The following is a 26,617-nucleotide window of genomic DNA, read 5'->3' as shown; positions in this document are numbered from 1 at the left end:
AAATCACTCTGCAATTTTACCCCATAATCGGATACGGCTAATGCCACCGTCTGGAATCATATTGACACGAATATGTGAAATTTTTTCATGTTTTAAAATGTCGGCTACATAATCATGAATATGATCCATTTGCATATCCTGAGCATTGAGTAGAAATGGCCAAAACATACTTTGCGGAATTAATTGTGGATCAGTCGCATTTTCAATATATATCGCCTGAATCGATACTTGAGCGGGGAAATTGCCTTTAAAATGTGCGGTATCAATTTCAATTTTTTCAATTACACCACTTTGACCGAGCGCCAAAATACACCAGTCAAATCCAGGTGCACGGCGGCGTTTGGTTTCCCAACCATCACCCATATTGATCCCACGATTCGGATTGATCAAATTACGAGGATGGCCAAAATGGGCATCACTATAGGCAATCACGCGTCCACCATTTTCAAGTGCCAGTAAATCTAATGTATGTTGGCGATCTTGGATCTGTATTTGCACTTCACCATAGACGCGAAAACGTGCAATGCCACCATCAGGAAAAATATTTAAGCGGACATGGGTAAAGACTGCTGAATTTTTAATGTCAAAAATATGATGTTGGCTTGGTCCAAGAACAGAATTGTCTAGAATGGGCTGCCATAGTGCATTGCTTAAGTCCCCATTTGGTGCATAACAGGCTTCAATTGAAGCAGAAGCAGGGTAATTCCCCGTAAAAAAAGTGGTATCAATATCAAATGCTGTAATTTTTCCAGCAACACCTAATTTAACAATTGCCCAGTCATAGCCTGCATGGCGTTTACGGCGGGTTTCCCATCCATCCATCCATTTGCCGTGATCATCAAATTTATCTTCTACAAAAATGGGTGGATTAAATTGCAACATTCGTTGTGCTTCTGCAAAAAAATCATCTGAACATTCAAGTACTTTTGTACCAATTCGGGGATCTGCCAAATTGCTGTATTGTTGCAAATGTGCAGGAAGCTCAAAACTTGGTGCAAGTAAAGTTGCCATATTTATTTACCATTAATATTACGATTCATATCATTTTATTGATTGATATCAGTGTTTAAAGTTTAATAAGCACTCATAAAAACAATATCTTAGCGTCCTCATCATGCATAGCCTATGCCAACTTTGCTTAAGGAATGTTGTGATTTTTATATAAATGGCACGTTTTTAGCATTTTAGTCATAAGTGTTAAAGAAACAGACAGAGGAGAAATAGATGGAGATTACTATTATCGGTGCAGGTATGGGGGGATTAACCGCAGGTATTGCACTAAAAAAATTCGGACATACGGTCACCATCTATGAACAAACTGAACATATTCTAGCTGTAGGTGCTGCTATTTCTTTATGGTCAAATGGTGTTAAGTGTTTAAACTATTTAGGCTTAACGGATCAAGTTGCTAAACTTGGTGGTCGAATGGATCATTTAGCCTATATCGATGGCTTAACTGGTGAGCACATGACTCAGTTTAGTTTAATGCCTTTGATTGAAGAGGTTGGGCAAAGGCCTTATCCAGTTTCCCGTGCAGACTTACAAAACATGTTGATGGATGAATTTGGCCGTGACGATATTCATCTTGGGAAAAAAATGGTTGCATTAGAACAAGTAGATCAACAGATAAAAGTTCAGTTTGCAGATGGCAGTGAAGTCACCACAGCATTGTTAATTGGTGCTGATGGAACACATTCGCTGACCCGCCAATATGTGCTGGGTGAGCAGGTTGAACGTCGTTATGCAGGTTATGTTAATTGGAATGGCTTAGTCGAAATTTCAGATAAATTTGCCCAAGCAGATCAATGGACCACCTTTGTTGGAGAGGGAAAACGTGTTTCGCTTATGCCAGTGGCAGAGCAACGGTTTTACTTCTTTTTTGATGTGCCATTGCCTGTAGGTTTAGAAAACAGTAAAGCCCAATATAAAACACTCTTTAAAAAATATTTTAAGGACTGGTGCCAGCCAGTTCAAAACTTAATTGAAGCGATTGATGAGCAAAAAACCAATCGAGTAGAAATTCATGATATTGAACCTTTTACCCAGTTTTATAAAGGACGAGTGGTGATTATGGGGGATGCAGCTCACAGTACTACGCCTGATATTGGTCAAGGCGGTTGCCAAGCCATGGAAGATGCAATTTACTTAGCACGCGCTTTGCAAATCAATACATTAGGCTTAGAGGATGCGTTAAAACGTTATCAAAATAAACGTAATGAGCGTGCCAATGAGCTGGTATTACGTGCACGTAAGCGCTGTGATGTGACCCATATGAAAGATGAGGCCGTGACCGAAGCGTGGTATCAAGACTTACGTCAAGAACAAGGCCCACATATTATGCGTGGCATTATCAGCAATATTATCGGAAATCCTTTAGATTAAATGTTGCTAGGTCGATGCTGAATTTAAATTACTGAATCTAAATTCAGCATTGGAAATCTAATGCTTTTGATTCATATATTTAGGGAGTTATTGCTAGTCATCACTCAGCCACACGTCATTGCTTTGTTGCTTAAGGGTTATTGTTCATGTATTACAACATAGCTAAAGCTGATTATTGATAAGGGATCAACTTGAGCTTAAATACTTCGATTTGTTCAATAAGATGCTTAATCATAATTTGCGATACGCGTGAAAGTTGTCGTTTTGGCGCAACACATAAAGCCAGTGTTAATGGATATAAACCCTTTTCTCGAATCGGCTTAAAAACCAGCTCGTCACGCTCTAAATATGGATATGCATCAATAAATGACAATAAGCCAATGCCTAAATTCTTTTGAATTAATGACATAATCATTCGAATGTCATTACAATCTAAGTGCTGTTGTGGGCTAAATTTATGGTGCTTATACAAGGTCTGCACATAATCATGAATAATTAAAGGAGCGCCAGGAATTAAGTGTTTATCGTTGATACTATCTGACAAATAAACTTTCTCATTTTTTGTTAAAGGGTGATCTTTAGGTAAGACAAAACCGATTGGGATTTCGACAAAAGATAAAACCTCTAATTGATGATGGCCTTTCGGGTTTAATAAAACTCCAAAGTCAATTTCAGCGTCCATAATCATATTTGACACAGTTTCACTATCTTGGATATGAAAATTAAAATTAATCCAAGGGTAGTTGTCATACATATATTGAATTGAATCTAAAACGAAGCCATCACTAAGTGCAGAAATCAATCCGCAATCAATTGTTCCCCGAGAAAGCCCTTGGATTTCATCAAAACGATTACGGGTTAATTGAAATTCTTTTTGCCACTTAATCAAATCCGCATAGAGTAACTCTCCAGCAAGTGTCAGTTTTAATCCACTGGGTAAACGTTCAAACAGATCAATGCCAAACTCTTCCTCAGCGAGTGCGATTTGACGATGTACCGCTGATACTGAAATATAGAGTTGATCTGCTGCTTTTCTTAAGCTGCCTGTCTTGGCAACGGCAATAAAATAATCAGAAAATCGCGAAAAAGTTGTATTCACAGGCATATGGGCTGTCCATTATTTATATTTCACGGACTTATTCCTAAGCAATGAAAATCAAGGAAATTTAAAACTCGCTAAAATCACAGATCACTAAGCGATTTTTATGCCAAGGATGAGTTTTTTCTAAAAATAATTTTCAGATAGCTGTTCTATTTTTTAGAACAGGATAAGTAAAACATTCTAATAGACAGAATTAGACAAAATTCGTAATTTAAAACTCAGCCATGATTTTAGCTGAGCAACATGCTGAAATCACAGCATAAGATCATGAAATTAAATATATTCTGTGAGTTTTGTATGAATGCAATTCCAGTTCTGAACTTGTTTAGTCAGCCACAATGTAGTGGTTTTGAGCCTAAAGACTGGGAAATACTTGCTCAGCATTGGTATCCTGTCGCACGTGAGCAAGATGTCACAACAGACCCACAACAAGTACAACTCCTCGATGTGAAAATGGCACTTTATCAAACTGAAAGTGGTGCGATTCAGTTGGTGCGTGATATTTGCCCGCACCGTGGTGTACCACTCAGCAAAGGTTGGGTGCAAGGTGAAGAGATCGTTTGTCCCTACCATGGCTTGCATTACAACACAGCAGGTCAATGTACAAAAATTCCAGCGCAGCCAGACCTGACAAATATCTCAGAGCGCTTTAGTCTCACCAAATTTCCTGTAGTGTTAAAATATGGTTTGGTTTGGACAAGTTTATTTAGTCGTGATGCAAGCCATGCAAACTTTCCAATATTGGACACTTGGGATGATCCTGAGCATCAGCCCATACTGCCGCCATTTGTTGACATTGCGGGTTCAAGCGGGCGGCAATTGGAAGGCTTTATTGATGTCGCACATTTTGCTTGGGTACATCAGCAGTCTTTTGCTGATGCTGAAAATCCTGTCGTACCCAAATACACCACCGAGCGTACAGACTATGGTTTACATACTGAATATGTCAGTAATGTGAGCAACTACCCGCATGGCTTACAGCATCTGGCACCAGAGGGTTTTTTATGGAAACGAATTTTTGATGTTTACCCACCATTTTCAGCGGTGTTAAAGGTTGAATTTCCACGCGAGGGTATATTGAAAATTTTAAATGCCTGTTGTCCTGTATCACATAACAAAACTCGATTATTTGTACCACTCACCCGTAATTTTGATACCACAGGCGATTTGCAGGCAGTTTACGATTTTAATGCACAAATTTTTGCAGAGGATCAGGACATGGTAGAGAGTCAAAAACCAGAAGAGCTTCCATTAGATATTACAATGGAAGCACATTTTGAAGCAGATCGTTCATCTACAACTTATCGTCGAATATTGGCAGAATGGGGGCTAAGCAAACGCTATATTGTATAAATTTTCTTTATAGCATCAGGAGCAGTCAATCTTTCTTTTTGACGGATTCAGTGCTCTTTTGGATTTACAATTGAATCCATGTGGTTTTTAACTGTGTAAATTTATCAATCGCATGTAAAGATAAGTCACGGCCGTAACCTGACTGTTTATATCCTCCAAATGGAGTACTGACATCTAAAGCATCTACTGTATTAATAGAGACTGTCCCGACTAAAAGCTGTTTAGACAGAAGAATTGCTTTCTGAATATCTTGGGTCCAAATTGAGGCAGCTAATCCATAAATGGAGTGATTGGCAAGTTCAATTGCTTCTTCTTGGGTATCAAAAGTGGTGATTGAAACCACAGGACCAAAAACTTCATCATGGAAGATTTTAAAATCAGGATTGACACCCGTTAGAATGGTTGGTGCCACATAGGTGGCTGGATCTAAAGCAGCATCTAAATCAAACGGAATAATATGAGATTGCGCACCTTGAGCCTTGGCTTGATTAATAGCTGCTCTGACATTATCCGCATGTTGACGATCAATTAAACAGCCCATCGTAGTATTCGGATCTAGTGGATCTCCAATCTTAAGTGTTTTGGCTTTGGCTGTAAATTTCTCTATAAATTGTTGTGAAATGCTTGTTTCTAATAAAATCCGTGAATTTGCCGAGCATACTTCACCTTGATTATAAAATGCACCAAAAATCGCCTTATCGACCGCTTTATCTAAATCAGCGTCAGCAAAAATGATATTGGCACTTTTCCCACCGGTTTCTGGCCAAACAGGTTTCATATTGGATTCAGCAGAATAAGCCGAAAACTTTTTTGCCGTTTCGGTCGATCCAGTAAAGACTAAACAATCGACATCTGGATGTCGTCCAAGTGCTTGACCCGTGATATGTCCTAAGCCAGTAACTACTTGTAATACACCATCTGGAATGCCAGCTTGTTTTGCGAGTTCAGCGAGTTTTAATGCAGTAAAGGGTGATTGTTCTGCGGGTTTTAATACAACACAATTTCCTGTCGCTAAGGCAGGTGCAAGTTTCCAACTTGCCAAATCAAGCGGAAAGTTCCACGGGACCACAGCAGCGACAACGCCTATGGGTTCACGACTGACCATCGCCAGTTGGTCTACACTTGTAGGGGCAATTTCATCATAAATTTTATCAATAGTTTCTGCATACCATTCAAAGCAAGATGCTGCACCTGGAATATCAACATGCAGTGAATCCTGAATCGGTTTACCTACATTGAGGGTTTCAAGTAAGGCAAGCTCTTCAGCATTTTCACGAATAAGTTCAGCGAGCTTTTTAAGTATTTGCTTACGTTCACGCGGTGCTAACCGAGACCAGACACCGCTGTTAAAGGTCTTTCTCGCATGTTGAACTGCTTGTTCAACGTCATTGGCATCACATGCTGACATATCGACTAAAAACTCAGCGGTGGCTGGATTTGATACTTTATAGGTCTGTGTCGTATTTACAAATTGTCCAGCGATAAAAGCACAACTTGGCAGTGTTATCTGCGCGCGTTGTTCTAGCCAATCCTGTTTTAGTTTCATTCATCTTCCTTAAAATTTTAGCGATAGAGTAGGTTTAACCGTATTATTTTTCGCCAATTTTGTGAATTTGTTTTATACAAGCCTTTGGTTTAGAAAAAACAAATTAAATAGACTTCTTTCACCAGTCCTTTTTAAAACCATAAATCATCTTAAAAGCGCCCTCATCCTAGACTTCTCCCAGCGGGAGAAGGAACTTCACAATACCAATATGATTCACTACACATGATCATTTTTTATTTATGAAAGATCTTTAAGGTGTTGCTTATTTTTTAAACTAACTTTTTAAATCAATAGTCGCATCTTAGCGCTTAATATGACTGAGCAGGCGTTCAAAAAATGCATCACATTGTTGCATCTGTGAGATTTCAATATATTCGTCTGGTTTATGCGCAACTTGAATAGAACCTGGGCCACAAACGAGTACCGCAGAATTTAATTGTTGATGAAATAATCCACCCTCTGTACCAAATGAAATCTTCTGTAATGCAGTTGCTGGATCAAGGAGGTTTTGTAAAAATTTGACCGCTTGAATTGTAGTTGAGGTATTCAGTCCAGGGTATTGGTTGATTTCCTGAAAACTGACAAATTTTGCATAAGGGCTTTGCTCGATATATTCAAAAATTTTCGCTTGAACTGACTCCGTATCTTGTTCTGCAACATTACGAATCTCATAATCTAAAACACATTCATTGGGAACGATATTTAAAGCTTTACCACCCTGTATTTTCCCGACATGTACAGTGGTATAAGGCACATCGTAGTCCATATCGACAATTGGACCTTCTGCGATCTGTTTTTGTGTTGTGGTAATGGCCTCAACAACATTTTGAGCACAATAAATCGCATTGACATATAACGGGGCTAAAGCGGAGTGACCTTCTTGTCCACGACAAATTGCTTTAAATACTGCTTTGCCTTTATGGCCTGTGGCAATATTCATACTGGTAGGTTCACCAATCACACAAAGCTCTGGTTGAATAATTAATTCAGAGAGTAGGCCAAGAATTCCGCGTACACCAATACAGCCAATTTCCTCATCATAGGAAAGGCACAGGTGCAGTGGTTTAGCCAATTCTGGCATTTGTGCTGCTTTTAACATGGCCTGTATCGCGCAGGCGATAAAGCCTTTCATATCAGCTGTACCACGACCAAAAATTTTATCGTCTTTGATTACAGCATGGAAAGGTTCGGTGCTCCACGCTTGTCCTTCAACTGGAACCACATCGGTATGTCCAGAGAGCAATATACCAGCTTGGTCTTTAGGACCAATACTTGCCAATAAGTTGGCTTTGGTCTGCTCTGGATTAAAATTTAAAGTGATACTGATTCCCGCAGGTTCAAGTAAGTTTTTGACGAACATAATCAGTTCTAAATTACTTTTGTAGGACGTTGTATCAAATGCAACAAGTTTTTTAAGTAATTGAATACTCGACAGATTAGACATCTGAGGAATCCTTTTGTGTTTGGACTTTTATATAGGGATCGTAGAAATGCGGCGAGCTCATGCCCGAAATAAAGTGATCAGAGATAAAGCTTTTACAACGACTAATGAACGCTTCTACAACAATATTTTTGGGTACATTTTTCGGTGTTGCAATGCCGATATACATCGGGCGATGTTCATGCGCAATACGAATACGGACCAGACGTTTACCATCAAGGCTATAGGTGTTTTTCGGGCGAACATTCAAAATCGTGTAGCCAATATTATTGGCAACCATTGAACGAACGACATCGATATTTTTTGAAGAACGCACAACATTGGGCGTAAGATTTTGAGCTCTAAATAATGATAAGAAATATTCATTGCTAAAGGGCATGTCTAAAAGAATCATCGGGTACTGTGAAAGTTCTTCTAAGCTTACAACAGGCAATATTGCTAAAGGGTGCTCCTCACTGACCAATACATGAGGCGGCAATTTCGTTAAAGCTTCAAAATGAATAATATTTTCATCAATATTGAGATCGTAAGTTAAAGCAAGATCAATATCATTACGTATAAGCGCATTTAGAAGTGCTTGTTGATCATCTTCGTAAAGGTCTAAAGAAACTTGCTTATATAAGTTGGAAAAACCATTGATGATATCGGCATAGATCATCGGGGTAAAAGCAGGGAAGCAGCCTACTTTTAACGGCCCACGTATGGAACCAGAAAATTCTGCCGCAAGAGAATATAAACTTGAAGCTTGGTTTAAGATCTTCTTACATTCCAACATCACACTTTTACCAACAGTGTTGAGGATTAAGCCTTTGGCATGTTGGCGAATAAATAATTGGGTTTGTAATTCTGATTCAATATGTGCGATTGCGGCAGAAATAGACGGAGAGGATACATGTATCTTCTCCGAAGCGATAATGATGCTGCCACATTCAGCTGTTGCAACAAAGTATTCCATTTGTCTTAAAGAAATTCGATTTAACACTTTGGATACACCTCCATTGTATACCCTCGAAAAATTTATTCATTTCCTGGAACACCATAGCTGCGAGCATTGATCGGGTTTAAAGCTCTTAAAACATAATCATCAATTTGCGGTTCATATATCTGCCATAGTGCGATAAGGTCGGAAATGGGTTGATCTGACCAGTCCACGCGTAAGTCAACAATCGGCCATTCCAATTTGTCAACAACCAAAAGACCAGCAGAATGTACTGCTCCTGCTTCTCCACCAGCCTGTTTTCCTGCGTCTAATGCATAAAGTAAACGCTCAGCTAAAGCGCCTTTACTTTGTTCGAAGTGTTTGAGCATAACATGAGTAACATTCTCATTTGCAAGTAAATTACCCGCACATACAGCATGTTTCCCTATATGTTGTGTATAAATCCCTAAGCTATTTGCTCCACTATAGGCAAAAGGCTCATTCACGGCGTCAAGTAAAGTTAATTGGCGGTAATCAATAAAATCGGTATTTTTAGTTAATTCTGTAATCGCATTTTTAGGCGATATATTATATTTGGTCATTTCAAGTAAAATGCTGGCCAATTGAGGATCAGTTATATTTTGACTTGCTGCAACACCAATCCCAGCTTTGGCACGTATACATCTTGATGCAACGGCTGGAGAGGAGGAACTAATTGCTGCACCGAACTGTCCTGTTTCACTACATCTCGCAATAATTGAAAATGTCATATTTCCCTCACATCTTGATGGTTTTTAGTCTGGAATAACGGCAATTGCATCAACTTCGACAAGCCATTCTGGACGTGCCAAAGCGGAGACAACGATACCCGTTGAGACAGGGTAAACCCCTTTGAGCCATTTACCGACAACACCATAGACATCTTCACGGAAGCGTGGATCAACGATATATATGGTAATTTTACAAATATCTGCCAATTCTCCCCCAGCTTCTTTGAGTAGCATGTCAATGTTGTACATCGCCTGTTCGGTCTGACCCTTGACATCACCTATCGCAACACTTTCCGATGTATCCAGATTTTGTCCAATTTGACCGCGAAGAAAAACAGTTTGCCCACGTGCAACCACAGCTTGGCATAGGTCATTGTCTAAATTCTGCTCTGGATAAGTTTTCTTGGTATTAAATGTTCGAATACGGGTATGTTTCACAGCTCAATCCTCAGTTAATTATGATGTTTCTCTAGTATGCTTACTTCGTGAGCACTCACAATTTGTGTTTTCCTTTCTAGTAATTTACTTTTTCCGTAGTAATAAAAATAATTTAAAAAGAATTATAGTCTGGCATATATTTTCTATTTATTTCATGTGCTTAGTGTGTGGCTTCAGATTTTTTGATGCATTTGTTTTGGATATTCTATTTTCGCTTTGCTGCTCGGCTCCCTATATTTTTCTTAAATCATGTTTTGCGCAGCTTTGATATTTCATTTTTTAACAAGAAATCTGCAGCAAACACATACTGCCAAACACATGTGATTGGCAGTAGTTGGTAAATGTCTATTCAGCAAAAAAGTTGTTGTTGCAAGGACGTTCCTCGATCTGACAAGGGAAAAAAGATGAGTTTAGATAAATTAGAAATAGATACCGTTGTGGTTGGTGCTGGCCAAGCTGGAGTCGCGATGAGTGAGCACCTGACAGAGCTTAAAATTCCACATGTGGTATTAGAAAAAAACCGTATTGCAGAAGCTTGGCGTACACGCCGTTGGGATTCTTTGGTAGCGAATGGACCTTGCTGGCACGATCGCTTTCCCAATATGGAATTTGATCTTGATCCAGATAGTTTTGTACATCATGACCAAGTTGCTGAATACTTTGAAAAATATGCCAAGCGCTTTAATGCACCGATTTATAGCAATGTTGAAGTTAAAAAGGTCCAAGCAAATGCGCAAGCTGCGGGTTTTATCGTTGAAACCTCTAAAGGCACTTTAACAGCACAACGTGTTGTTGTAGCAACAGGGCCTTTCCAAAAAGCCATTATTCCTTCTATTGCGCCTCAGCAAAAGGGTTTATACCAAATCCATTCAGATCAATATAAAAATCCACAACAAATCCCTGAGGGTGCTGTTTTAGTGGTGGGTTCAGGTTCTTCAGGTATTCAAATCGCAGATGAATTAAATCGTGCTGGTAAAAAAGTCTATTTGTCTGTGGGAGCGCATGAACGTCCACCACGTGTTTATCGTCAACGCGATAATGTTTGGTGGCTCGGGGTGTTGGGCGGATGGGATAGTGTTAAAACCGATACAGGACCGTTGAAAGGTTTGGCTGTGAGCGGTGCACATGGCGGGCACTCCATTGATTTTAGACGTCTCGCACAACAAGGTATTACTTTACTGGGAATGACGATGCAATTTGAAGCTGAGCGGGTTCGTTTTCAAAATGATTTGCAACAGTCATTGGCCGATGGCGATAAAGCTTATTTTGAGTTTTTAGATGCTGCAGATGCCTATGTTCAGCGTACAGGTATAGATTTACCTGAGGAACCAGAAGCTCGGATTATTTTAGATGATGCTGCATGCATTCAACAGCCTATTTTAGAGCTTAATTTAGCACAAGCAGGGATCACTTCAATTATTTGGGCCTCTGGCTTTGGTTTTGATCATAGTTGGTTAGAAGTCAATGCTTTTGATGCAAATGGGCGGCCCAATCATAAGCTTGGTGTCTCAACAGAACCCGGTATTTATTTTATTGGTCTGCCTTATTTATCTGGGCGTGGTTCAAGCTTTATTTGGGGCGTTTGGCATGATGCAAAACGCGTGGCAGGCCACATTGATATTCAACGTCAGTATTTAAAGTATCAAGATAAAACTCAAAGAAATTTAATCGATAAAGAAGAAAAAACAGCATGAAATAAGTTTTTAAATTTCCAGTTTTAATGCCCACTCTAGGAGGGAGGAGCACATGACAGGCAAGAACAATCAGCAAGGAAGTCGTTTAATCGATCAGGCAAAAAAGGTAAATGAAAAACAGTTAACTTTGTTTAATTTAATCGCTATTGCGGTTGGTTTAGTACTATCGCAAGGTGTGATGGTGATTATTTTGCAAGGATTTGGCTTAAGCGGAATAAGTTTTTTTATTCCGTTGATTATCGGATTCTTTTTAGCACTGAGCTATGCGACCTCTTTTGCAGAGTTGGCATTATTAATTCCTAAAAGTGGCAGTATCAGTGATTATAGTCTAGTTGCAACAGGGCATTTACCCGCAATGCTTTCGGTGTTTTGTGGTTATATTTTGGTGGCGATGTTTGCTGTTTCAGCGGAACTGATTTTAATCGATGATGTAATCAAAAAAATATTTAAACTGGATGTTCCCTATTTTGGCATTGGCTTTTTGATTTTATTTATTTCAGTGGGTTTAAATCTGCTGAAAATTGATATCTTCTCCAAAGTTCAAAATACCGTAGCTTTTGTCATGGTGGTTTTATTACTTTTGCTCGGTATATTTGCGATCAGCGGCTGGGTTTATCCGCATACACAAGTGGTTGATTATACAATTACTTTTGATACAAATACCGTGGCACTGGTTGCGTTGGCTTTTTGGGGATTTGTCGGGGTCGAGTTTGTTGTTCCGATGATCGAAGAATCCAAAAATCCCAGTAAAAATATTCCAAGATCAATGTATATCGGTTTAACCACGATTTTTATCACCATTTCTTTATATGGCGTGGGTGCACTGTATTTCTTACCCCAAGAGCACTTGGTTAATTCTTTGACCCCGCATATTGAATATGCAACGGCGGTATTTGGCCCGACAGGCTTACTCTTTATTGCGATTGGTGCTTTATTTGCCACCTTAAGTACCTTAAATGCGACTTTAGCTGCCTTACCGCGTATGTTGCAGGGCATGGCAAGCAATAAACAAGTGTTATCAATTTTTGCCCGAGTCAATCAGAAGAATAATGTGCCTTGGGTGGGCGTTGTATTTGTTGCTGTCATCATCATGATACCAATGCTGTTCTCACAGAATGAAACCGAAGTGATAAAGGTGCTGTTAACAGCCGCATGTATCTCTTGGTTGATCGCTTATGTGATTGCACATATCAATGTGATTGTGTTGCGTAAACGCTACCCACAGATGGCAAGACCTTATAAAGCACCATTTTATCCATTCCTGCAAATCATTGGCATTATCGGGATGGTACTTACGATTTTCTATGCTGTGCCTACCCCAGATTTGAGAGTCAAAATATTTACTTGGGTCGGAATTGTGATTGGTTTTACCACAATCATCAGTATTCTTTGGATCAAATTGGTGATGAAAAGACAACTCTTTCAACCAGAATCCATCGAAAGTTTGACCAAATAAAAGCAGAATTTTAACAAGGAGTTATCTTATGAAGCAGTTATCAACAACAGAAATTACAGAAGTTTGGAAAAAAGATAAAGATCACCATATTCATCCATGGACTGACTTTGCAACTTTTAAAGATGAAGGTGCCATGATTCTTGCACACGGTGAAGGGTGTTATGTTTTTGATGCTGAAGGCAATAAATATCTGGATGGTATTGGTGGTTTATGGTGTGTCAATGTGGGTTATGGGCGTCAAGAAATTGCCGATGCTATTTCAGAACAGATTATGCAAATTCCTTATTATTCTGCATTTGGTCACCATACTTCGATCCCCGCTGCAAAATTATCTGCAAAACTGGCTGAACTGGCGCCTGGAAATTTGAATCATGTGCTGTTTGGCTGTGGTGGCTCAGTTGCCAATGATACAGCGGTACGACTTATTCACTTTTATTTTAATCAACTTGGTCAACCAAGCAAGAAAAAATTAATCTCGCGCAAAGATGGTTATCATGGCAGTACCTATATCAGTATGTCATTAACAGGGGTTGAGTTTGACCATATCGGTTTTGATATCGATCGTGAATTGGTCCACCAGATTTCATGCCCCAATCCATACCGTAGAGCGGAAGGTCAAAGCTTAGACGCGTTCTGCAATGAAAAGGTACAAGAGTTAGAAAATAAAATTTTGGAATTGGGCCCAGAAAATGTCGCTGCGTTTTTTGCAGAACCAATCATGGGTGCTGGCGGTGTTATTGTACCTCCACCGGGATATCATAAAAAAGCCCTTGAAGTGTGTCATAAATATGGGGTTTTATATGTGTCCGATGAAGTTGTGACTGCGTTTGGACGCTTAGGGCACTTTTTTGCTTCAGAATCCGAGTTTGATATCGTTCCAGATATTATTACTTGTGCCAAAGGCTTATCTTCAGGCTACTTACCTTTAGGTGCAACGATTATATCTGATGATATCGCAAAAGTGATTGGCAAACCTCAGGCGGATGGAGCGTTATTTACCCATGGATTTACCTATTCTGGTCATCCTGTTTCTTGTGCAGCGGCATTAAAAAATATTGAAATTATCGAACGTGAAAATTTACTGCAACATGTCAATGATGTAGGCCAATATTTTGAAGATCAATTACACACATTGGTTGACTTAGACATTGTCGGTGAGGTTCGTGGTAAGAAGTTTATGATGTGTATTGAAAACTTAGCCAATAAGAAAACCAAGGAACTTTTCCCAAGCTCAGTCAATGTCGGTTCTCGAATTGCAGATTATTGCCAGAAAGATGGATTAATTATTCGTCCAGTTGGCCATATGAATATTATGTCGCCACCCTTAATTTTAAATAAACAACATGTAGACTTTATCATAACAACTTTACGTAAAGCGATTCTGAGTACGACAGATGATCTTAAACGTGAAGGTTATTTGTCTAGTTAAACTTGCAGATAACTTTAGGCAAACAAGTTAAGCGGTTTATGGCCCCTAAACTGAATAAAAGTAGCGGGGCCATTTACTGAGTTGATCATTCAATATGGATTAAATGCAGCTTAAGCTGTTGAATGATTGCTTAGATGGTATTTATTTAAAATGCTTGCAGATCGGCAAGCATTTAATTTAATACACTGAATAGTTTGTCTTTTAATTGTTGCCAATTTGTCGAAATCCAACACACTAAAGAGCCTGAAGTCACCAAGATCACGCCATACCAAAACTCTGTTGGTAGATTGGTTTGTAAGATAAACATTGAAATCAAAGTTGAGATGACTGGACTAAAATAAGATAAAGTCACCAAAATCGTAATATTGCCTTTGATAATGCCGATATTCCAAGCGGCATAGCCCAAGGCCATCACCACTGAAACAATGCCTAATAATCCTATTGTTGTAAGTTCAACTTCTGGAATTGCATTTAAACTCAATCCATGTGACCACAAGTATTTAGTCCACAGCACTATACTGATCGCCACAAAGAAAAATGAAATTGGATTATGCCCATCACTATATTTTTTGGTAATCACACAATATAAAGACCACAGCGTTGCACCAACAAATGCCAAAATATAACTGATTGGATTTTCGAGAATATTGGATAAAATATTGGACCAAGTTAAAGCACCTTGTCCAGTTTGAATCAAAATAATTCCACTTAAGCTGATGGCTAAACCGACAATAACAAAGACATTAAATTTAATTTCTTTAAAGAGGATCAGCATCGCAACAGTTAAGCCCGGCCACAGGTAATTGACTAGGCTAACTTCTATGGCTTGTTGGGCGGTTTGTGCCAGTGCAATGGCATAAGAAAAACATAATTCATAAATAACAAACAGTAAGGTAGAAAAAATCAGATATTTTTTTGAAATTAATTTTAAATTTGGGATTTTAAAAAATATTAATAAAATACACGTGCTCAGTGTATACATCAGCAGCACAGCCAACTCAGCGCCCAAACTAAAACTAATTTTTTTCAATAAACCGACAATGGAAGACCATTGTAAAATGGCACTTAAACCAATCAGGGTTGCGAGATTTTTTGACATATTGGGCTTTAAAATCTGAGGATTCAGATTAAGGTAAGTAATGGAACAATTATAGCTTAGAATTCTGCGATTATTTTTAAAATATCACCCAGCATAAAACAAATAATATGTCAGGATAAGCTCAATTAAAAAACAGCGGATTTAAGCAAAATTTGATATTTGGATAAAAAATTAGGTATTAAAAATGATAAAAAAGCTTTGTTTTTAGTTCAATTTTTTATATAAACATATGCATAAAGATTAAAAATTAACGAGACATTCAACAGAGATAAACAAATGAGAAGATTACCCGTATATTTATTATTAGATACCTCAGGTTCGATGCATGGTGAACCGATTGAAGCCGTTAAAAATGGTGTTGAAATACTGGTTTCTTCACTCAGACAAGATCCTTATGCGCTCGAAACAGCCTATTTGTCTATTATTACCTTTGATACTCAAGCCAAACAACTGATTCCATTAACTGAAATTGCGATGTTTCAACCCCCTCAATTACAGGCAACAGGGACTACACAGTTGGGTGAAGCACTGGGATTACTGGCAGATAAAATTGATCAGGAAGTGCAAAAAACCACACCTGATACCCGTGGTGACTGGAAACCCTTAGTTTTTATTATGACAGATGGTGCACCAACGGATGATTGGACTAAAGGTTTTGCAAAACTAAAACAAGCCAAGACGGGGATGATTATTGCTTGTGCAGCGGGGCATAATGCAGATAGCAGTATTCTCAAACAAATTACAGAAGTTGTGGTAGAACTTGCAACTGCAGATTCAAATACCATTAAAGCCTTCTTTAAATGGGTTTCTGCAAGTATTTCTACAGGTAGCCAAAAAGTAGATGCAGGTCAAAAAGAAGTCACAGGTTTAAATGATCTTCCACCACCACCACCTGAAGTGAATGTGGTTCTATAAAAATAAAGGAAACTAGCATGGCAATTACATTGGCGAAAGGTCAAGGACTCAGCCTTGAAAAATCTAAACATGATTTAGAACGAGTGACGATTGGACTCGGTTGGGATATCACTGAGCAAAAGAAAGGCTTTTTAGGCGGATTATTTTCGGGTGCAAAGAGCGAAGAACACGATCTAGATGTGGTGGCATTTTTATGTGATGCCAGTGGAAAAGTAAAAGATCTGGGCTGGAATGCCGCAGGTCAAGCCACACTCGAAAATAGTGATGTTATCTTTTTTAATAATTTAAAACATCGTTCAGGGCAAATTTGGCTGACTGGAGATAACCGTACAGGTGCTGGCGACGGCGATGATGAGCAAATTATTGTCAAATTAAATAGCTTGGCAGCTGAATATCACAAGATTGTTTTTATTGTGCAAATTTACAATGGTGCAAAAAATAATCAGCATTTTGGTCAGGTGAAAAATGCCTTTATTCGTGCTGTCGATGGTACTGGCAAAGAAATGGTGCGTTTTGATTTATCAGGTATCGGTCAATATGATCAACAACGTTCATTATTATTTGCTGAACTGGTCAGAGAAAATAGTGGTTGGAAATTTAATGCGGTCGGTAATGCATCACCCGCGGATAATTTCGTGGAATGGTTAAAAAAATATAGTTAAAAAATGAGAATATAATGCGCCGTTTACCTGTATATATTTTATTGGATACATCTGGCTCTATGCGTGGTGAGCCAATTCACTCGGTGAATGTGGGCTTGCAGTCGATGCTCAGTGCATTAAGGCAAGATCCTTATGCGCTTGAAAGCGTGTATTTAAGTGTGATCACTTTTGACATTGAAGCAAAAGTTTATTTGCCGCTTACCCCTTTGGATCAAGTTCAAATTCCCGATCTAGATGTGCCGAATGTGGGTGCAACATTTATGGGGGCAGCACTGGAATTACTGGCACAAGAAGTACAACAGAATGTGCAGAAAAGTAGCAATGATGTTAAAGGCGATTGGCGTCCGTTATTGTTCTTGATGACAGATGGTTCACCCTCAGATGTCTATGCTTATCAGCAAATCGTTCCCACAATTAAACAGCTTAATTTTGCCACGATTGTCGCTTGTGCTGCGGGGCCAAAAGCGAAAACTGAATCTTTGCTACAATTGACGGATCAAGTGGTTGTGTTAGACACCATGGACTCAAATAGTTTTGCCAGCTTCTTTAAGTGGGTTTCTGCAAGTGTGGTTGCTGGTAGCAGTAGTGCAGGAGTATCCGATTCAATTTCTTTACCACCACCACCCGCCGAAATTCAGTTGGTTTTATAGCTGGCGATTACGTGACGATAAAAATGTTAAATCAAACAGATCAGCGCTTATCTGTTTGATTTAGCTATTTGAATAATATGATAAAAATAATGTAGGTGAAGTTATGCGCCGTTTACCGGTATTTTTTGTTCTTGATTGTTCTGAATCAATGGTCGGGCAGCCGCTTGAATCAGTTCAAGAGGGTGTGGAATTTATTTTAAGCAGTTTAAGGAAAGATCCTTACGCACTTGAAACTGTATATGTTTCAGTGATTGCATATGCAGGGATTGTCAGAACATTGGTCCCTTTAACTGAGTTATTTGCCTTTAATCACTTTAATTTGCCCTTGGGTGGTGGGACTCATTTGGGTAAAGCTTTAGATCATTTGGGTCAGGAAATTGATCGTTATGTGATGAAAACCACCAGTGAAGTCAAAGGCGACTGGAAGCCAATGGTCTATATATTTACCGATGGTCGTCCAACCGATGAATATGATCAGGCAATTCAACGTTGGAATGCCAAATATGCGCATAAAGCGACGGTTGTCGCCATTGGTCTAGGTGCAGATGTTGATTTTTCTGTGCTGAGTAAGATCACTGAAAATACCATTTCAATTGATCAGATCAATCAAGAATATGTCAAAGGTTTGTGTAAGTGGATCACAGCCTCTGTAGTGTCACAAAGTATCAGTATTGGTAGCCATCAACAAAAAGATGACCTGTTGCCGATTGATGAGCGTTATATGCGTTTGGCAAAAGATGCATTATCTCTACAAAAAAATAAAGCCGATGATCACTGTGCGATATTTGTCGGTCGTTGCCAAAAGATGAATAAACCTTATATCATCAAATATATACGTAATTTACAGTACAAAGGTCCAGCTGATTTAAATATCAATATCTATAATTTTAAGTTAGATACCTGTAGTGCGATATCTGAGGAGTATTTTACTTGGTCAGATCATAATGCATCCAATAAGCAGATCAATACAGCCGAACTCGATGGTTTCCCTGAATGTCCACATTGTTTTTCTGAGACCGCTTTTGCGGTATGTGCATGCGGTAATTTGATGTGTTATGACGGCTATCGGGAATCTGTGGTTTGTCCGTGGTGTCGTCGACAAATCAGTTTTTCTTCTGGTGATGGAGATTTTGATTTAACCCGTGGGCAAGGTTAGGCTTTATCGGTTGATGTGTTGATACATGATTAAAGCATTGCTGCATTGAACAATATTAAAAATCTATATCGCTTAACGCTTAAGTGCATCGTGATTGGTGAGTGACCAAGTGACCAAGCAAATAGAATAGAAAAATGAGTAGAGGGTAAAATGGACAGTGATGTATGCAAATTAAAGCAAATTTTGGAACAAAATCCTGCTGATTTCAGTGAGGATTTTTCACAATTTTTATTAAGTGATCCACAAAATCTCAAACAACTTTCAAAACTCATCAACGAATTGGAAAAAGTGAAGATAGCTGCACCGCGTTTGAGCAATATTCATGAAGCTGATTTATTGGATAATGCATCTGCTGCACAGTCTCAGCATGAAATTATAAGCTCGGATACAACTCAAGCCACTGTACAAAAGAATGTTCAAGAGCAAGCCTGCCTTAATCAGCAAACTGGAACCAATCAACACGCTAGAGTTGATGACCAAGTCAAGCTTGATGAAAATATTCAACAAAATTGTGCTGAGCCTTTAGTCGATCTGGATCAATTCCACACATCATCTGAAAACACCAACTTAGTTGGAGCAATTTCCGAAACGCAAAATATCACTTTAGATCTTCATACAACATTGCAACTGGCACCGATCCTACAAGTTGAACAGCAAGTTGTTGCAGATCAAGTCGAGCAAACATCAGCCTTTGCAACTGAACCCAATTTAGTAAACAAGCTGACAATTGATTCTGAAAATATAAGCTCAACCCCTGAAATAATATCTTCTGAAACTGAGAAGAATAGATTAGAGATCGAATCTGTGTTTAGACGAAGTAAATATGAAGACATTAAATTTCAGGTTGAAAATGCCCGAGTTGGACAACACTATCAATCTCAAATTTCAGTGATTTCACAACATGATGTCAATCAATTAACATTCAAATCTGAAAGCTTTAAATTTCCAGATAGCAGCTTTTATTTCGATGAAGCCACACAATGTATTCGTGGTGAACCACTACAAGCAGATTCAATCGAATTTTCTTTTCAGTTTATTGCTGATGGAGAAACACGCTCCGCCCAGTGTCGGTTGAATGTCATTGCAGACCCACGCAGTTTATGGAAAGTCATTGAACCTGAGTCTGGGCAGAAATTTAGTAAGTCGCATCAGGATCAAGCCTTAATTGATGCCGTGGACTATAAAATTATCGCTGCAAGTCGTCGTGGCCGTTCACATGAACATGCAGGCTTATTTAGAGATGACGATTTTTCTATTACCTTAATCGACAATACACCTTGGTCGGTTTTAACTGTGGCAGATGGTGCAGGCAGTGCGCAATACTCCAGAGAAGGCTCTCGAATTGCGGTAGAGATTGTTGAAAATGAGTTTAAAAACTATTTAAACCCACACACGGTTAAAAGCCTGATTGCTGATTTAGAAAAGTGGCAAGTGGGCAGTCAGGATGCTGAAACTGTTGCAGTTGCCAAGAAGTTAAATGAGCAGTTTCATCATGTATATTATGAAATTTATAAATCAATTATTAACCAAATCAAATTACAAGCAGAACAGATTGGGGCAAATACTAAAGATTTTTCAACCACATTGCTGGTTGCGGTCGTATGTAAATTAGCTGACAAAACCTTTATCAGTGCATTCTCAGTGGGAGACGGTGCAATCGCAGTATATAGCGAGGACAATGTGCGTCTGATGAATGTTCCAGATGGTGGTGAATATGCAGGACAAACCAAGTTTCTAGATCTGAGTATTGCAACAGAATTTCCAAACCGTTTAAAAATAGGCTGCTTTAAAGATACCCATGCGATTATGTTGATGACAGATGGTATTTCAGATCCAAAATTTGAAACAGATTCTGGCTTATCCAATTTTGACAAATGGCAAAGTTTATACCATGAACTGGATCCGTTGCTACAGAATGAAGCAGCTGATATAGCATTGTTGGAATGGATGCATTTCTTTACAGCTGGGCATCATGATGATCGTACCATGGCCGTATTATGGAATAAGCATTCAACAACATCTGTATAAATAATGTCTAAGTATTTGAAGAATATAGTGTAAGGTGGCAAGTATGTCAGCAAAAATTATTAAATGTACAACTGTTGATGGACGTGAAATTGAATTTGTAGATGAAATTATCGGTTCAGGTGCAATGAAAGATGTATATTTTTCACCTGATCGTAGTTATGTGGTGTGCTTTTTCAGTAAAGAAAAGAATAAGTTTTATGAATCTAAAGCCACCTTTGAGCAGCAAAAAGATCGTTTAAAAGAAATTGTAGGCAATAAGTGGCAAAGTATCTTTAATGGGATTGGTGGGGATTATTGGAAGAATATTTTCTGCTGGCCAGATGGTTTAGTTGAATATAATAATTTGCTTGGGATTACCGCCCCAACCTATAGAAAACAATTTTTCTTTGAATATGGTTCAAAAAACAATGATTTTCTGCAAATCAAAGGCAAAGAAAAAGAAGGGAAATGGTTTGCAAGTGCAAATAACCAAAACAGATTTCTCGACGATAAAGAAAAAGGCACTTGGCTAAATTACCTTAAAATAGGAATTCTAATTTCTCGCGCAGTACGCCGTATGCATGCTGCGGGTTTGGCCCATTCAGATTTATCTTATAAAAATATTTTGGTCGATCCTGTTTCTGGGAGTGCCAGCGTTATCGATGTTGATGGTTTGGTGGTACCTGGTAAATACCCACCTGATGTTGTCGGTACTCCTGATTTTATTGCGCCAGAAGTGGTACGCACCAGTCATTTATCCAAGGATAATCCCGATCGTTATTTACCCAGTATTGCAACAGATAAACATGCTTTGGCGATATTGATTTATATGTATTTGCTCTATCGACATCCGTTACGTGGTGGAAAAATTCATGATATGAATGATCCGCAAAAGGATGAAACGCTGGGAATGGGTGAAAAAGCGCTGTTTATTGAACACCCAACAGATCATAGTAATCAGGTGAAACCAACTCAACTTAAAGTCAGTCAGCAACCGTGGGGGGATCCTGCAAAAGTACCTTTTACAGTGACTGGACCGTATTTGTCTGAGCTCTTTATCAAAAGCTTTGTCGACGGTTTACATGATCCTGCCAAGCGCCCCTCAGCCAACGACTGGGAAACAGCTTTGGTTAAAACAGTGGATTTGATTCAGCCGTGTCATAATCACCGTTGTGGTCAAAAGTGGTATGTCTTTGATAACTCTACTAAACCTGAGTGCCCATTTTGCCATACGCCGTTTAAAGGAAAATTACCCATTCTCAATTTATACTCAGCACGGCAGCAAGGTAATTTTAGACCTGATAATCATCGTTTAATGGTGTGGACAGGCCAATCTATTTACGCATGGCATACCAATAATATGATTGCACCGAATGAACGCTTGACCGCGGAACAGACCAAGCGAAAAGGCTATTTCGTCTTACATAATGATGTATGGTGGTTGGTTAATGAAGATATGCCTGATCTTACCGATGTTGCCAATAAAACGCAGATTCCGATTGGCGGTAAAATTGAATTAAAAGATGGTGTTCAAATTTTATTTTCTAAACAAGATGGTGGTCGTTTAGCTGTAGTACAAATGGTTGAAGCATAATTTGCTGCTTCAACCTCTAATCAAGGCTTATACCACCAATATTTTGTCATGTGTTGAACACGATGATTTGACCAAACCAAAAGTTTTATATCTGAGTAAAATCATTTCAGCCCAGTTTTTATGGGTTGCAGGTTCGATCATTGAACCATGACATTTAAATACACTTTTAGCATCGTGGGCTAAGATTAACTGAGCCTCATGAAACTCTTCTGGTTGAACTTGCAAGGCATGATGGATATGACCAATTTGAGCAGGGTGAATTGCCGTTTTGGTATAAATTCCATTATTCATGTCTTGTTCAAGCTCTTGCATCAATAGCTGTGTATTTTCAAAATGTTCACAAACGGGCGAACTCAGCTGAAAACCATTGGGAATAAATAATCCCGCCAATTGTGAAATCAAAATGCCCACAGGCGTTTGATAAATCGTGGTGTTTTTGGGTCTACGCAGATTTAAACAGGACAAGAGGTCATTGCCACCAATCCTTAAACATAATGTTTTATGAAAGTCATATTTAAGGGCTTGGTAAAGTTCAATATTGTGTGCCACATCAAAGATTTCTTTGGTTTCAAGCGTAGGCATATATTGTAAATTGGCTGGTAATACATTCATCCAGTTTTTTAGATTAAATACATTAAACTTAGGCAAAATCATGCCATTAAATGTTTGATTTAGGTCCCAGTCGACAATGTGCTTTGCCATTTCCATATTTCTAGGGCGGATAAAAATGGCAGGGGCTTTTAAACTGGGTTCATCTAGTCGTCTTTGCAATAAATGTTTTAAATTCACCATCGCCGTTTGAACATCTGATTCGAGTACAGCATCTTCAAGGCATACCGCAATTGATTTAATCTGCGGAAATTTAATTCCTTGGGTAACTTCCCACAATTGTTCATGTGTTGCTGGAATATACATGGTCGCGCCAAGTTCAATGGCGTGTAAAAGTGGCTTCATTTGTTCTTCTCTACTTTTTTTATCAATGTTGCTGCGTGATAAGGACCTAATTTTGTTCCCAGAATATCGACTGGAATATTTCGCTCACGTGCAAAGTGCAATAATAATTGTACATGAGGATTAGATTCGTCTTTTAATAAGATTCGCTCAGGTACGCGTCTTAAAACTGCACGGGTTGCTTCAGCAATACTGGGTTTTATATGGTTAATATTTTGAATCGCATATTGTGCTGCAATCCAGTCAATCGTTTCTGCACATTGCTGCTGTTGTACTAAACGAATTTGATTGTTCCAGTTCACCTGTTTATCCGTTGGGTTTTGTTCAATCAACAGTCGTATTTTCTCAATAAAATTAACAGAAAGGTCATAAGGTTTTAACTGATCATAGATCAAACAACTATGCCATTTTTGTGTCTGGTAGCAATTGTTTCGGGCATCTTGCTGTTCTATGCTTTCTTTTAAAATCGTCCGAGAAGTCAGTCCAGAGATCACTGAACCCAATATCCCAAATGGAATCAACCAATCATCTGTACTGGCACTTAACCAAGAATAACCACCCAAATCAGACAGGGTAACTAAACGCGGGATCTGCCAATTTTCATCAAAGAGCTCAGGAATGTCTTGTAGATTTTTTGTGAGTTCTTTGCATATTGCGCCTTTACCTGTCCAGCCATCTACAAAAACGATATTTTCAGCACCATGTTGTTCAATAATCGCTTGCAGTGCAGCAAAGTCGACACCACGATCACGAATAATACTAATACCATAGTGATAGCAAGACTGATGCTTTTCAAGGTAATGCTTAAGTAAAACACCTAAAGGAACACCAGCACGAACTAAGCTCACCAAAACAATCTCTTGTTTGGGAAAACGTTGCATCAAACTGTTGCCAAGTTTCTGAACTTCTTCGGCAAGGCGCTGTGCACCTTGTTCAAAGGCATGCTGATAATGTTGCATCTGTTCATCCGTTGGTGGATGTTCAGCACTGATCATTTGTGAATAGTGCATTTTTCCTGACTGAATCAGATATTCTTTTTCTTCAACTGCAGTGGGTTGAATATCATCAATCTGCATCAAAAAAGTGACATCTTCGGGACGATATGAACCGTGAAAGCCAAGTTTACTCAAGATTGGATTGAGTGGTGTGATCAATGCATTAGACATGACCTAAATATCCTTTAGTGTCAAAATCATGGCTTAAATGGGTATTGAGAAACTTATCTAACTGGCTGCTTTTTGGCATTCCAAACCAATCACAACAGCTGAGGAATCCAGCATCTGATAGACTATCGCCCCAACCTAAAATAATACGTTCTCGCTGTGGATCATGTTTTTGAATATAAAACTCAACCGCGCTTTGTTTGCTGACATGATGTGGAATAATCGCCAGATTATTGCCATTGATATGGATATAGCATTGTTCTAGTAGCGTTTTAGGTAATTTTTCAACAAGCTGATCTAAAAATAACGCACCAGCTTGCTGTTGCTTTGCAACAGAATAAATACTCAGTTCATTTTCAACCAAGGTCCAAGTTCTGACTGCACCCAAATCTTTGGCATAGTCATGCAAAGCATCTGGCAAGTCAGTCAGTATGCCATTGAGTTGAATTTCATGTTGTTTTTGAAGATCAAACCAGTCTGTATCCGCGGCTAAATTTTGATCCAAAATCGTGCCACCATGGGAACAAATCGCACCATATTGAAAGGGGATTTGTACACGTTTAAAGCCTTCAACTGAACGAGCAGTCACAGGCACAACTTCAGCAGATTCAAGCAACCAATTCAAAAAAGACTGCTGTTTTGGGCTCATATATGAAAGTGGTTGTCCTGAAACATCCGTAGTCACCATCTGATGTTGTGGTGTCGGTTGTTGTTTTCGATAAGTTTGAAATAAAGTGTCATCCAAGTCGACAAAGACCAAAGGTTTAGGGTTCATAACTGATCACTTCCAAATTTTTAATTTGTTCAAACAAGCTTGGGTCTACACTATCTTGATGTGTTTCAATCACCAAAAGCACCCGATCAAATTCTTGATGTTTTACGTTATAAGCAAAATTTTGGATATTTAACCCATAATTATCATGAAACTGGCAAATACTTTTTATCGCATGTCCTTGCATGATCGGTGAACGGGTTGTTGAACTAAAATAAGTTTCAGCACCTTGTTGTTCCAACTGTTCTGCAATAAGAAAAGGGATCCAACTAAACTCGCCTGAACCGAGTACAAGTATTTTTTCGCCTGGATGATTGAGGTGAATATGTTCCCATGGCGTACATTCTAAATAACCTGGCTCACGCCCCCAATTATTTGGTGCAATAATTTTCTGTGCCTGTTGCTCAGTGGAGCTGACATTGGGCATATTAACCTGAATATTGTGTTGATTCGCTTGCCACTGCCAATTTCCTTGCAATAATGAAACCACTTCCACAGGGATATCAAGCTCATCCGTTGCAAGACTGTGTTCGGCCCAGTTCACCAACGTGACCAAGATCACGCGTTCAACTTGCTGCAAACCGGAATTGGTTAAACTATTGATCAGATTTTTAAAGGTTTTCCCTGTTGAAATTTCATCATCAATTAAAATCAAAGTCTTTGAATCAATCACTTGCTGATGTTTAACTGAATCGTGGCTGCTTAGAATAAACTGATCTTGTGCATGACTATGTTCTTCTAGAAAAAGCCCCAATGTTGGTAAGGTCGATATAGGGTGTCGTGTTGTGGTTAAGAAAATCGCATTTTTGCCATGTTGTTTTTTTAATTCACGATAAACCCCAGCACCTAAACCGACGGCTGTTTCAGCCATACCAATGACACAAATTGGCCCAGCTAAATCTGTAGGCACTAAACTGGCTAAATCGCTATAGCTACGCTGCATGACAGAGGGTGCAACAGGAATATGTTTCCCCAATACTTTGGAAACAAATAAAAATGCTCTTTTAGGATTAATTCTTTCTGCAAAATCTAATAAATCATCTAAAGCCCAGTGGCTATGTTGTTGGTTAACTTGAACAGTGATTCGCCCACGACTTAAATCTATATGCTTCATCTAT

23 protein-coding genes are annotated in these 26,617 nt (G+C 38.8%); 11 read left to right on the top strand and 12 right to left on the bottom strand.

The features are described 5' to 3' along the window. Positions 1–3: 3 nt before the first annotated feature. Positions 4–1,011, bottom strand: coding sequence for an allantoicase (gene alc / locus MTO68_RS12080; protein ID WP_244012603.1), 1,008 nt, complete (start codon positions 1,009–1,011; stop codon positions 4–6). 213 nt (positions 1,012–1,224) lie between these two features. On the opposite strand from alc, the gene hpxO reads away from it, so the two are divergent. Further along, entirely contained in the window at positions 1,225–2,382 is a 1,158-nt protein-coding gene (hpxO, locus tag MTO68_RS12075; RefSeq protein ID WP_244012602.1) for an FAD-dependent urate hydroxylase HpxO, read from the top strand. Between the two features lie 172 nt (positions 2,383–2,554). Here hpxO and MTO68_RS12070 read toward each other — a convergent pair whose 3' ends face one another. Continuing rightward, entirely contained in the window at positions 2,555–3,487 is a 933-nt protein-coding gene (locus tag MTO68_RS12070; protein ID WP_004821653.1) for a LysR family transcriptional regulator, read from the bottom strand. A gap of 294 nt (positions 3,488–3,781) precedes the next feature. On the opposite strand from MTO68_RS12070, the gene MTO68_RS12065 reads away from it, so the two are divergent. Continuing rightward, positions 3,782–4,837 (top strand): aromatic ring-hydroxylating dioxygenase subunit alpha, encoded by a 1,056-nt coding sequence (locus MTO68_RS12065; protein ID WP_244012600.1) that lies wholly within the window; start codon positions 3,782–3,784, stop codon positions 4,835–4,837. Positions 4,838–4,901: 64 nt separating this feature from the next. On the opposite strand, the gene MTO68_RS12060 is transcribed toward MTO68_RS12065, so the two are convergent. From MTO68_RS12060 to MTO68_RS12040, 5 genes are all read right to left on the bottom strand, one after another. After that, positions 4,902–6,383: an aldehyde dehydrogenase gene (locus MTO68_RS12060; protein WP_244012598.1), complete on the bottom strand. Its 1,482-nt coding sequence runs from the start codon at positions 6,381–6,383 to the stop codon at positions 4,902–4,904. A 301-nt stretch (positions 6,384–6,684) separates the two neighbouring features. After that, positions 6,685–7,827, bottom strand: coding sequence for an acetylornithine deacetylase (gene argE / locus MTO68_RS12055; protein WP_244012597.1), 1,143 nt, complete (start codon positions 7,825–7,827; stop codon positions 6,685–6,687). After that, positions 7,820–8,806 carry a LysR family transcriptional regulator gene (locus MTO68_RS12050; protein ID WP_224963512.1) on the bottom strand — a complete coding sequence of 329 codons (987 nt, stop codon included), beginning with the start codon at positions 8,804–8,806 and terminating at the stop codon, positions 7,820–7,822. Before MTO68_RS12050 ends, argE begins: the two co-directional genes overlap by 8 nt. 35 nt (positions 8,807–8,841) lie before the next feature. Further along, entirely contained in the window at positions 8,842–9,513 is a 672-nt protein-coding gene (locus MTO68_RS12045; protein ID WP_244012595.1) for a DUF1028 domain-containing protein, read from the bottom strand. Positions 9,514–9,537: 24 nt separating this feature from the next. After that, positions 9,538–9,951: a RidA family protein gene (locus tag MTO68_RS12040; protein ID WP_004821640.1), complete on the bottom strand. Its 414-nt coding sequence runs from the start codon at positions 9,949–9,951 to the stop codon at positions 9,538–9,540. Between the two features lie 404 nt (positions 9,952–10,355). Here MTO68_RS12040 and MTO68_RS12035 point away from each other — a divergent pair, with 404 nt between their 5' ends. The 3 genes from MTO68_RS12035 to MTO68_RS12025 are packed head-to-tail and all read left to right on the top strand — an operon-like array spanning position 10,356 to position 14,530. Next, positions 10,356–11,645: an NAD(P)/FAD-dependent oxidoreductase gene (locus MTO68_RS12035; RefSeq protein ID WP_244012593.1), complete on the top strand. Its 1,290-nt coding sequence runs from the start codon at positions 10,356–10,358 to the stop codon at positions 11,643–11,645. A 52-nt stretch (positions 11,646–11,697) separates the two neighbouring features. Beyond that, on the top strand, positions 11,698–13,101 hold the full coding sequence (locus MTO68_RS12030) for an APC family permease (RefSeq protein WP_244012591.1): 1,404 nt from the start codon (positions 11,698–11,700) through the stop codon (positions 13,099–13,101). Positions 13,102–13,129: 28 nt separating this feature from the next. Continuing rightward, a complete protein-coding gene (locus MTO68_RS12025; protein WP_244012590.1) occupies positions 13,130–14,530 on the top strand; it encodes an aminotransferase in 1,401 nt (466 codons plus the stop codon). A gap of 172 nt (positions 14,531–14,702) precedes the next feature. Here the strand turns inward: MTO68_RS12025 and yddG are convergent, their stop codons facing one another. After that, complete coding sequence (gene yddG / locus MTO68_RS12020; RefSeq protein ID WP_234623515.1) at positions 14,703–15,629, bottom strand: aromatic amino acid DMT transporter YddG; 927 nt, start codon at positions 15,627–15,629, stop codon at positions 14,703–14,705. Positions 15,630–15,905: 276 nt separating this feature from the next. Between yddG and MTO68_RS12015 the strand changes: the two genes are divergently transcribed. From MTO68_RS12015 to MTO68_RS11990, 6 genes are all read left to right on the top strand, one after another. After that, positions 15,906–16,544, top strand: coding sequence for a VWA domain-containing protein (locus MTO68_RS12015; protein WP_034613146.1), 639 nt, complete (start codon positions 15,906–15,908; stop codon positions 16,542–16,544). A 17-nt stretch (positions 16,545–16,561) separates the two neighbouring features. After that, a complete protein-coding gene (locus MTO68_RS12010) occupies positions 16,562–17,206 on the top strand; it encodes a TerD family protein (protein ID WP_151801410.1) in 645 nt (214 codons plus the stop codon). Positions 17,207–17,220: 14 nt separating this feature from the next. Continuing rightward, positions 17,221–17,856, top strand: coding sequence for a VWA domain-containing protein (locus tag MTO68_RS12005; protein WP_004821620.1), 636 nt, complete (start codon positions 17,221–17,223; stop codon positions 17,854–17,856). A 103-nt stretch (positions 17,857–17,959) separates the two neighbouring features. Further along, a complete protein-coding gene (locus tag MTO68_RS12000; RefSeq protein WP_244012589.1) occupies positions 17,960–19,012 on the top strand; it encodes a TerY-C metal binding domain-containing protein in 1,053 nt (350 codons plus the stop codon). Positions 19,013–19,162: 150 nt separating this feature from the next. Beyond that, positions 19,163–21,040, top strand: coding sequence for a PP2C family serine/threonine-protein phosphatase (locus tag MTO68_RS11995; RefSeq protein ID WP_244012587.1), 1,878 nt, complete (start codon positions 19,163–19,165; stop codon positions 21,038–21,040). Between the two features lie 43 nt (positions 21,041–21,083). Further along, entirely contained in the window at positions 21,084–22,613 is a 1,530-nt protein-coding gene (locus tag MTO68_RS11990) for a lipopolysaccharide kinase InaA family protein (RefSeq protein WP_244012585.1), read from the top strand. A gap of 27 nt (positions 22,614–22,640) precedes the next feature. Here the strand turns inward: MTO68_RS11990 and MTO68_RS11985 are convergent, their stop codons facing one another. Genes MTO68_RS11985 through MTO68_RS11970 form a run of 4 tightly spaced genes read right to left on the bottom strand, consistent with a single transcriptional unit; the run spans position 22,641 to position 26,613 of the window. After that, entirely contained in the window at positions 22,641–23,567 is a 927-nt protein-coding gene (locus tag MTO68_RS11985; RefSeq protein WP_004821613.1) for an HpcH/HpaI aldolase/citrate lyase family protein, read from the bottom strand. Further along, the gene (locus tag MTO68_RS11980; RefSeq protein WP_244012584.1) at positions 23,564–24,730 is read right to left on the bottom strand and encodes a cysteine protease StiP family protein; all 1,167 of its coding nucleotides are present in this window, start codon (positions 24,728–24,730) and stop codon (positions 23,564–23,566) included. The genes MTO68_RS11985 and MTO68_RS11980 overlap by 4 nt, the downstream gene beginning before the upstream one ends. Next, complete coding sequence (locus MTO68_RS11975; protein ID WP_244012582.1) at positions 24,723–25,502, bottom strand: HAD family hydrolase; 780 nt, start codon at positions 25,500–25,502, stop codon at positions 24,723–24,725. The genes MTO68_RS11980 and MTO68_RS11975 overlap by 8 nt, the downstream gene beginning before the upstream one ends. Continuing rightward, positions 25,492–26,613 carry a phosphoribosyltransferase domain-containing protein gene (locus tag MTO68_RS11970; RefSeq protein WP_244012580.1) on the bottom strand — a complete coding sequence of 374 codons (1,122 nt, stop codon included), beginning with the start codon at positions 26,611–26,613 and terminating at the stop codon, positions 25,492–25,494. The genes MTO68_RS11975 and MTO68_RS11970 overlap by 11 nt, the downstream gene beginning before the upstream one ends. Positions 26,614–26,617 lie beyond the last annotated feature (4 nt).

It is taken from the genome of Acinetobacter sp. NyZ410, assembly GCF_022828975.1.
GTDB classification, from domain to species: Bacteria; Pseudomonadota; Gammaproteobacteria; order Pseudomonadales; family Moraxellaceae; genus Acinetobacter; species Acinetobacter guillouiae.
Note: the sequence above shows the minus strand (reverse complement) of the source record. Positions and strands in the feature narration are given on the sequence as shown.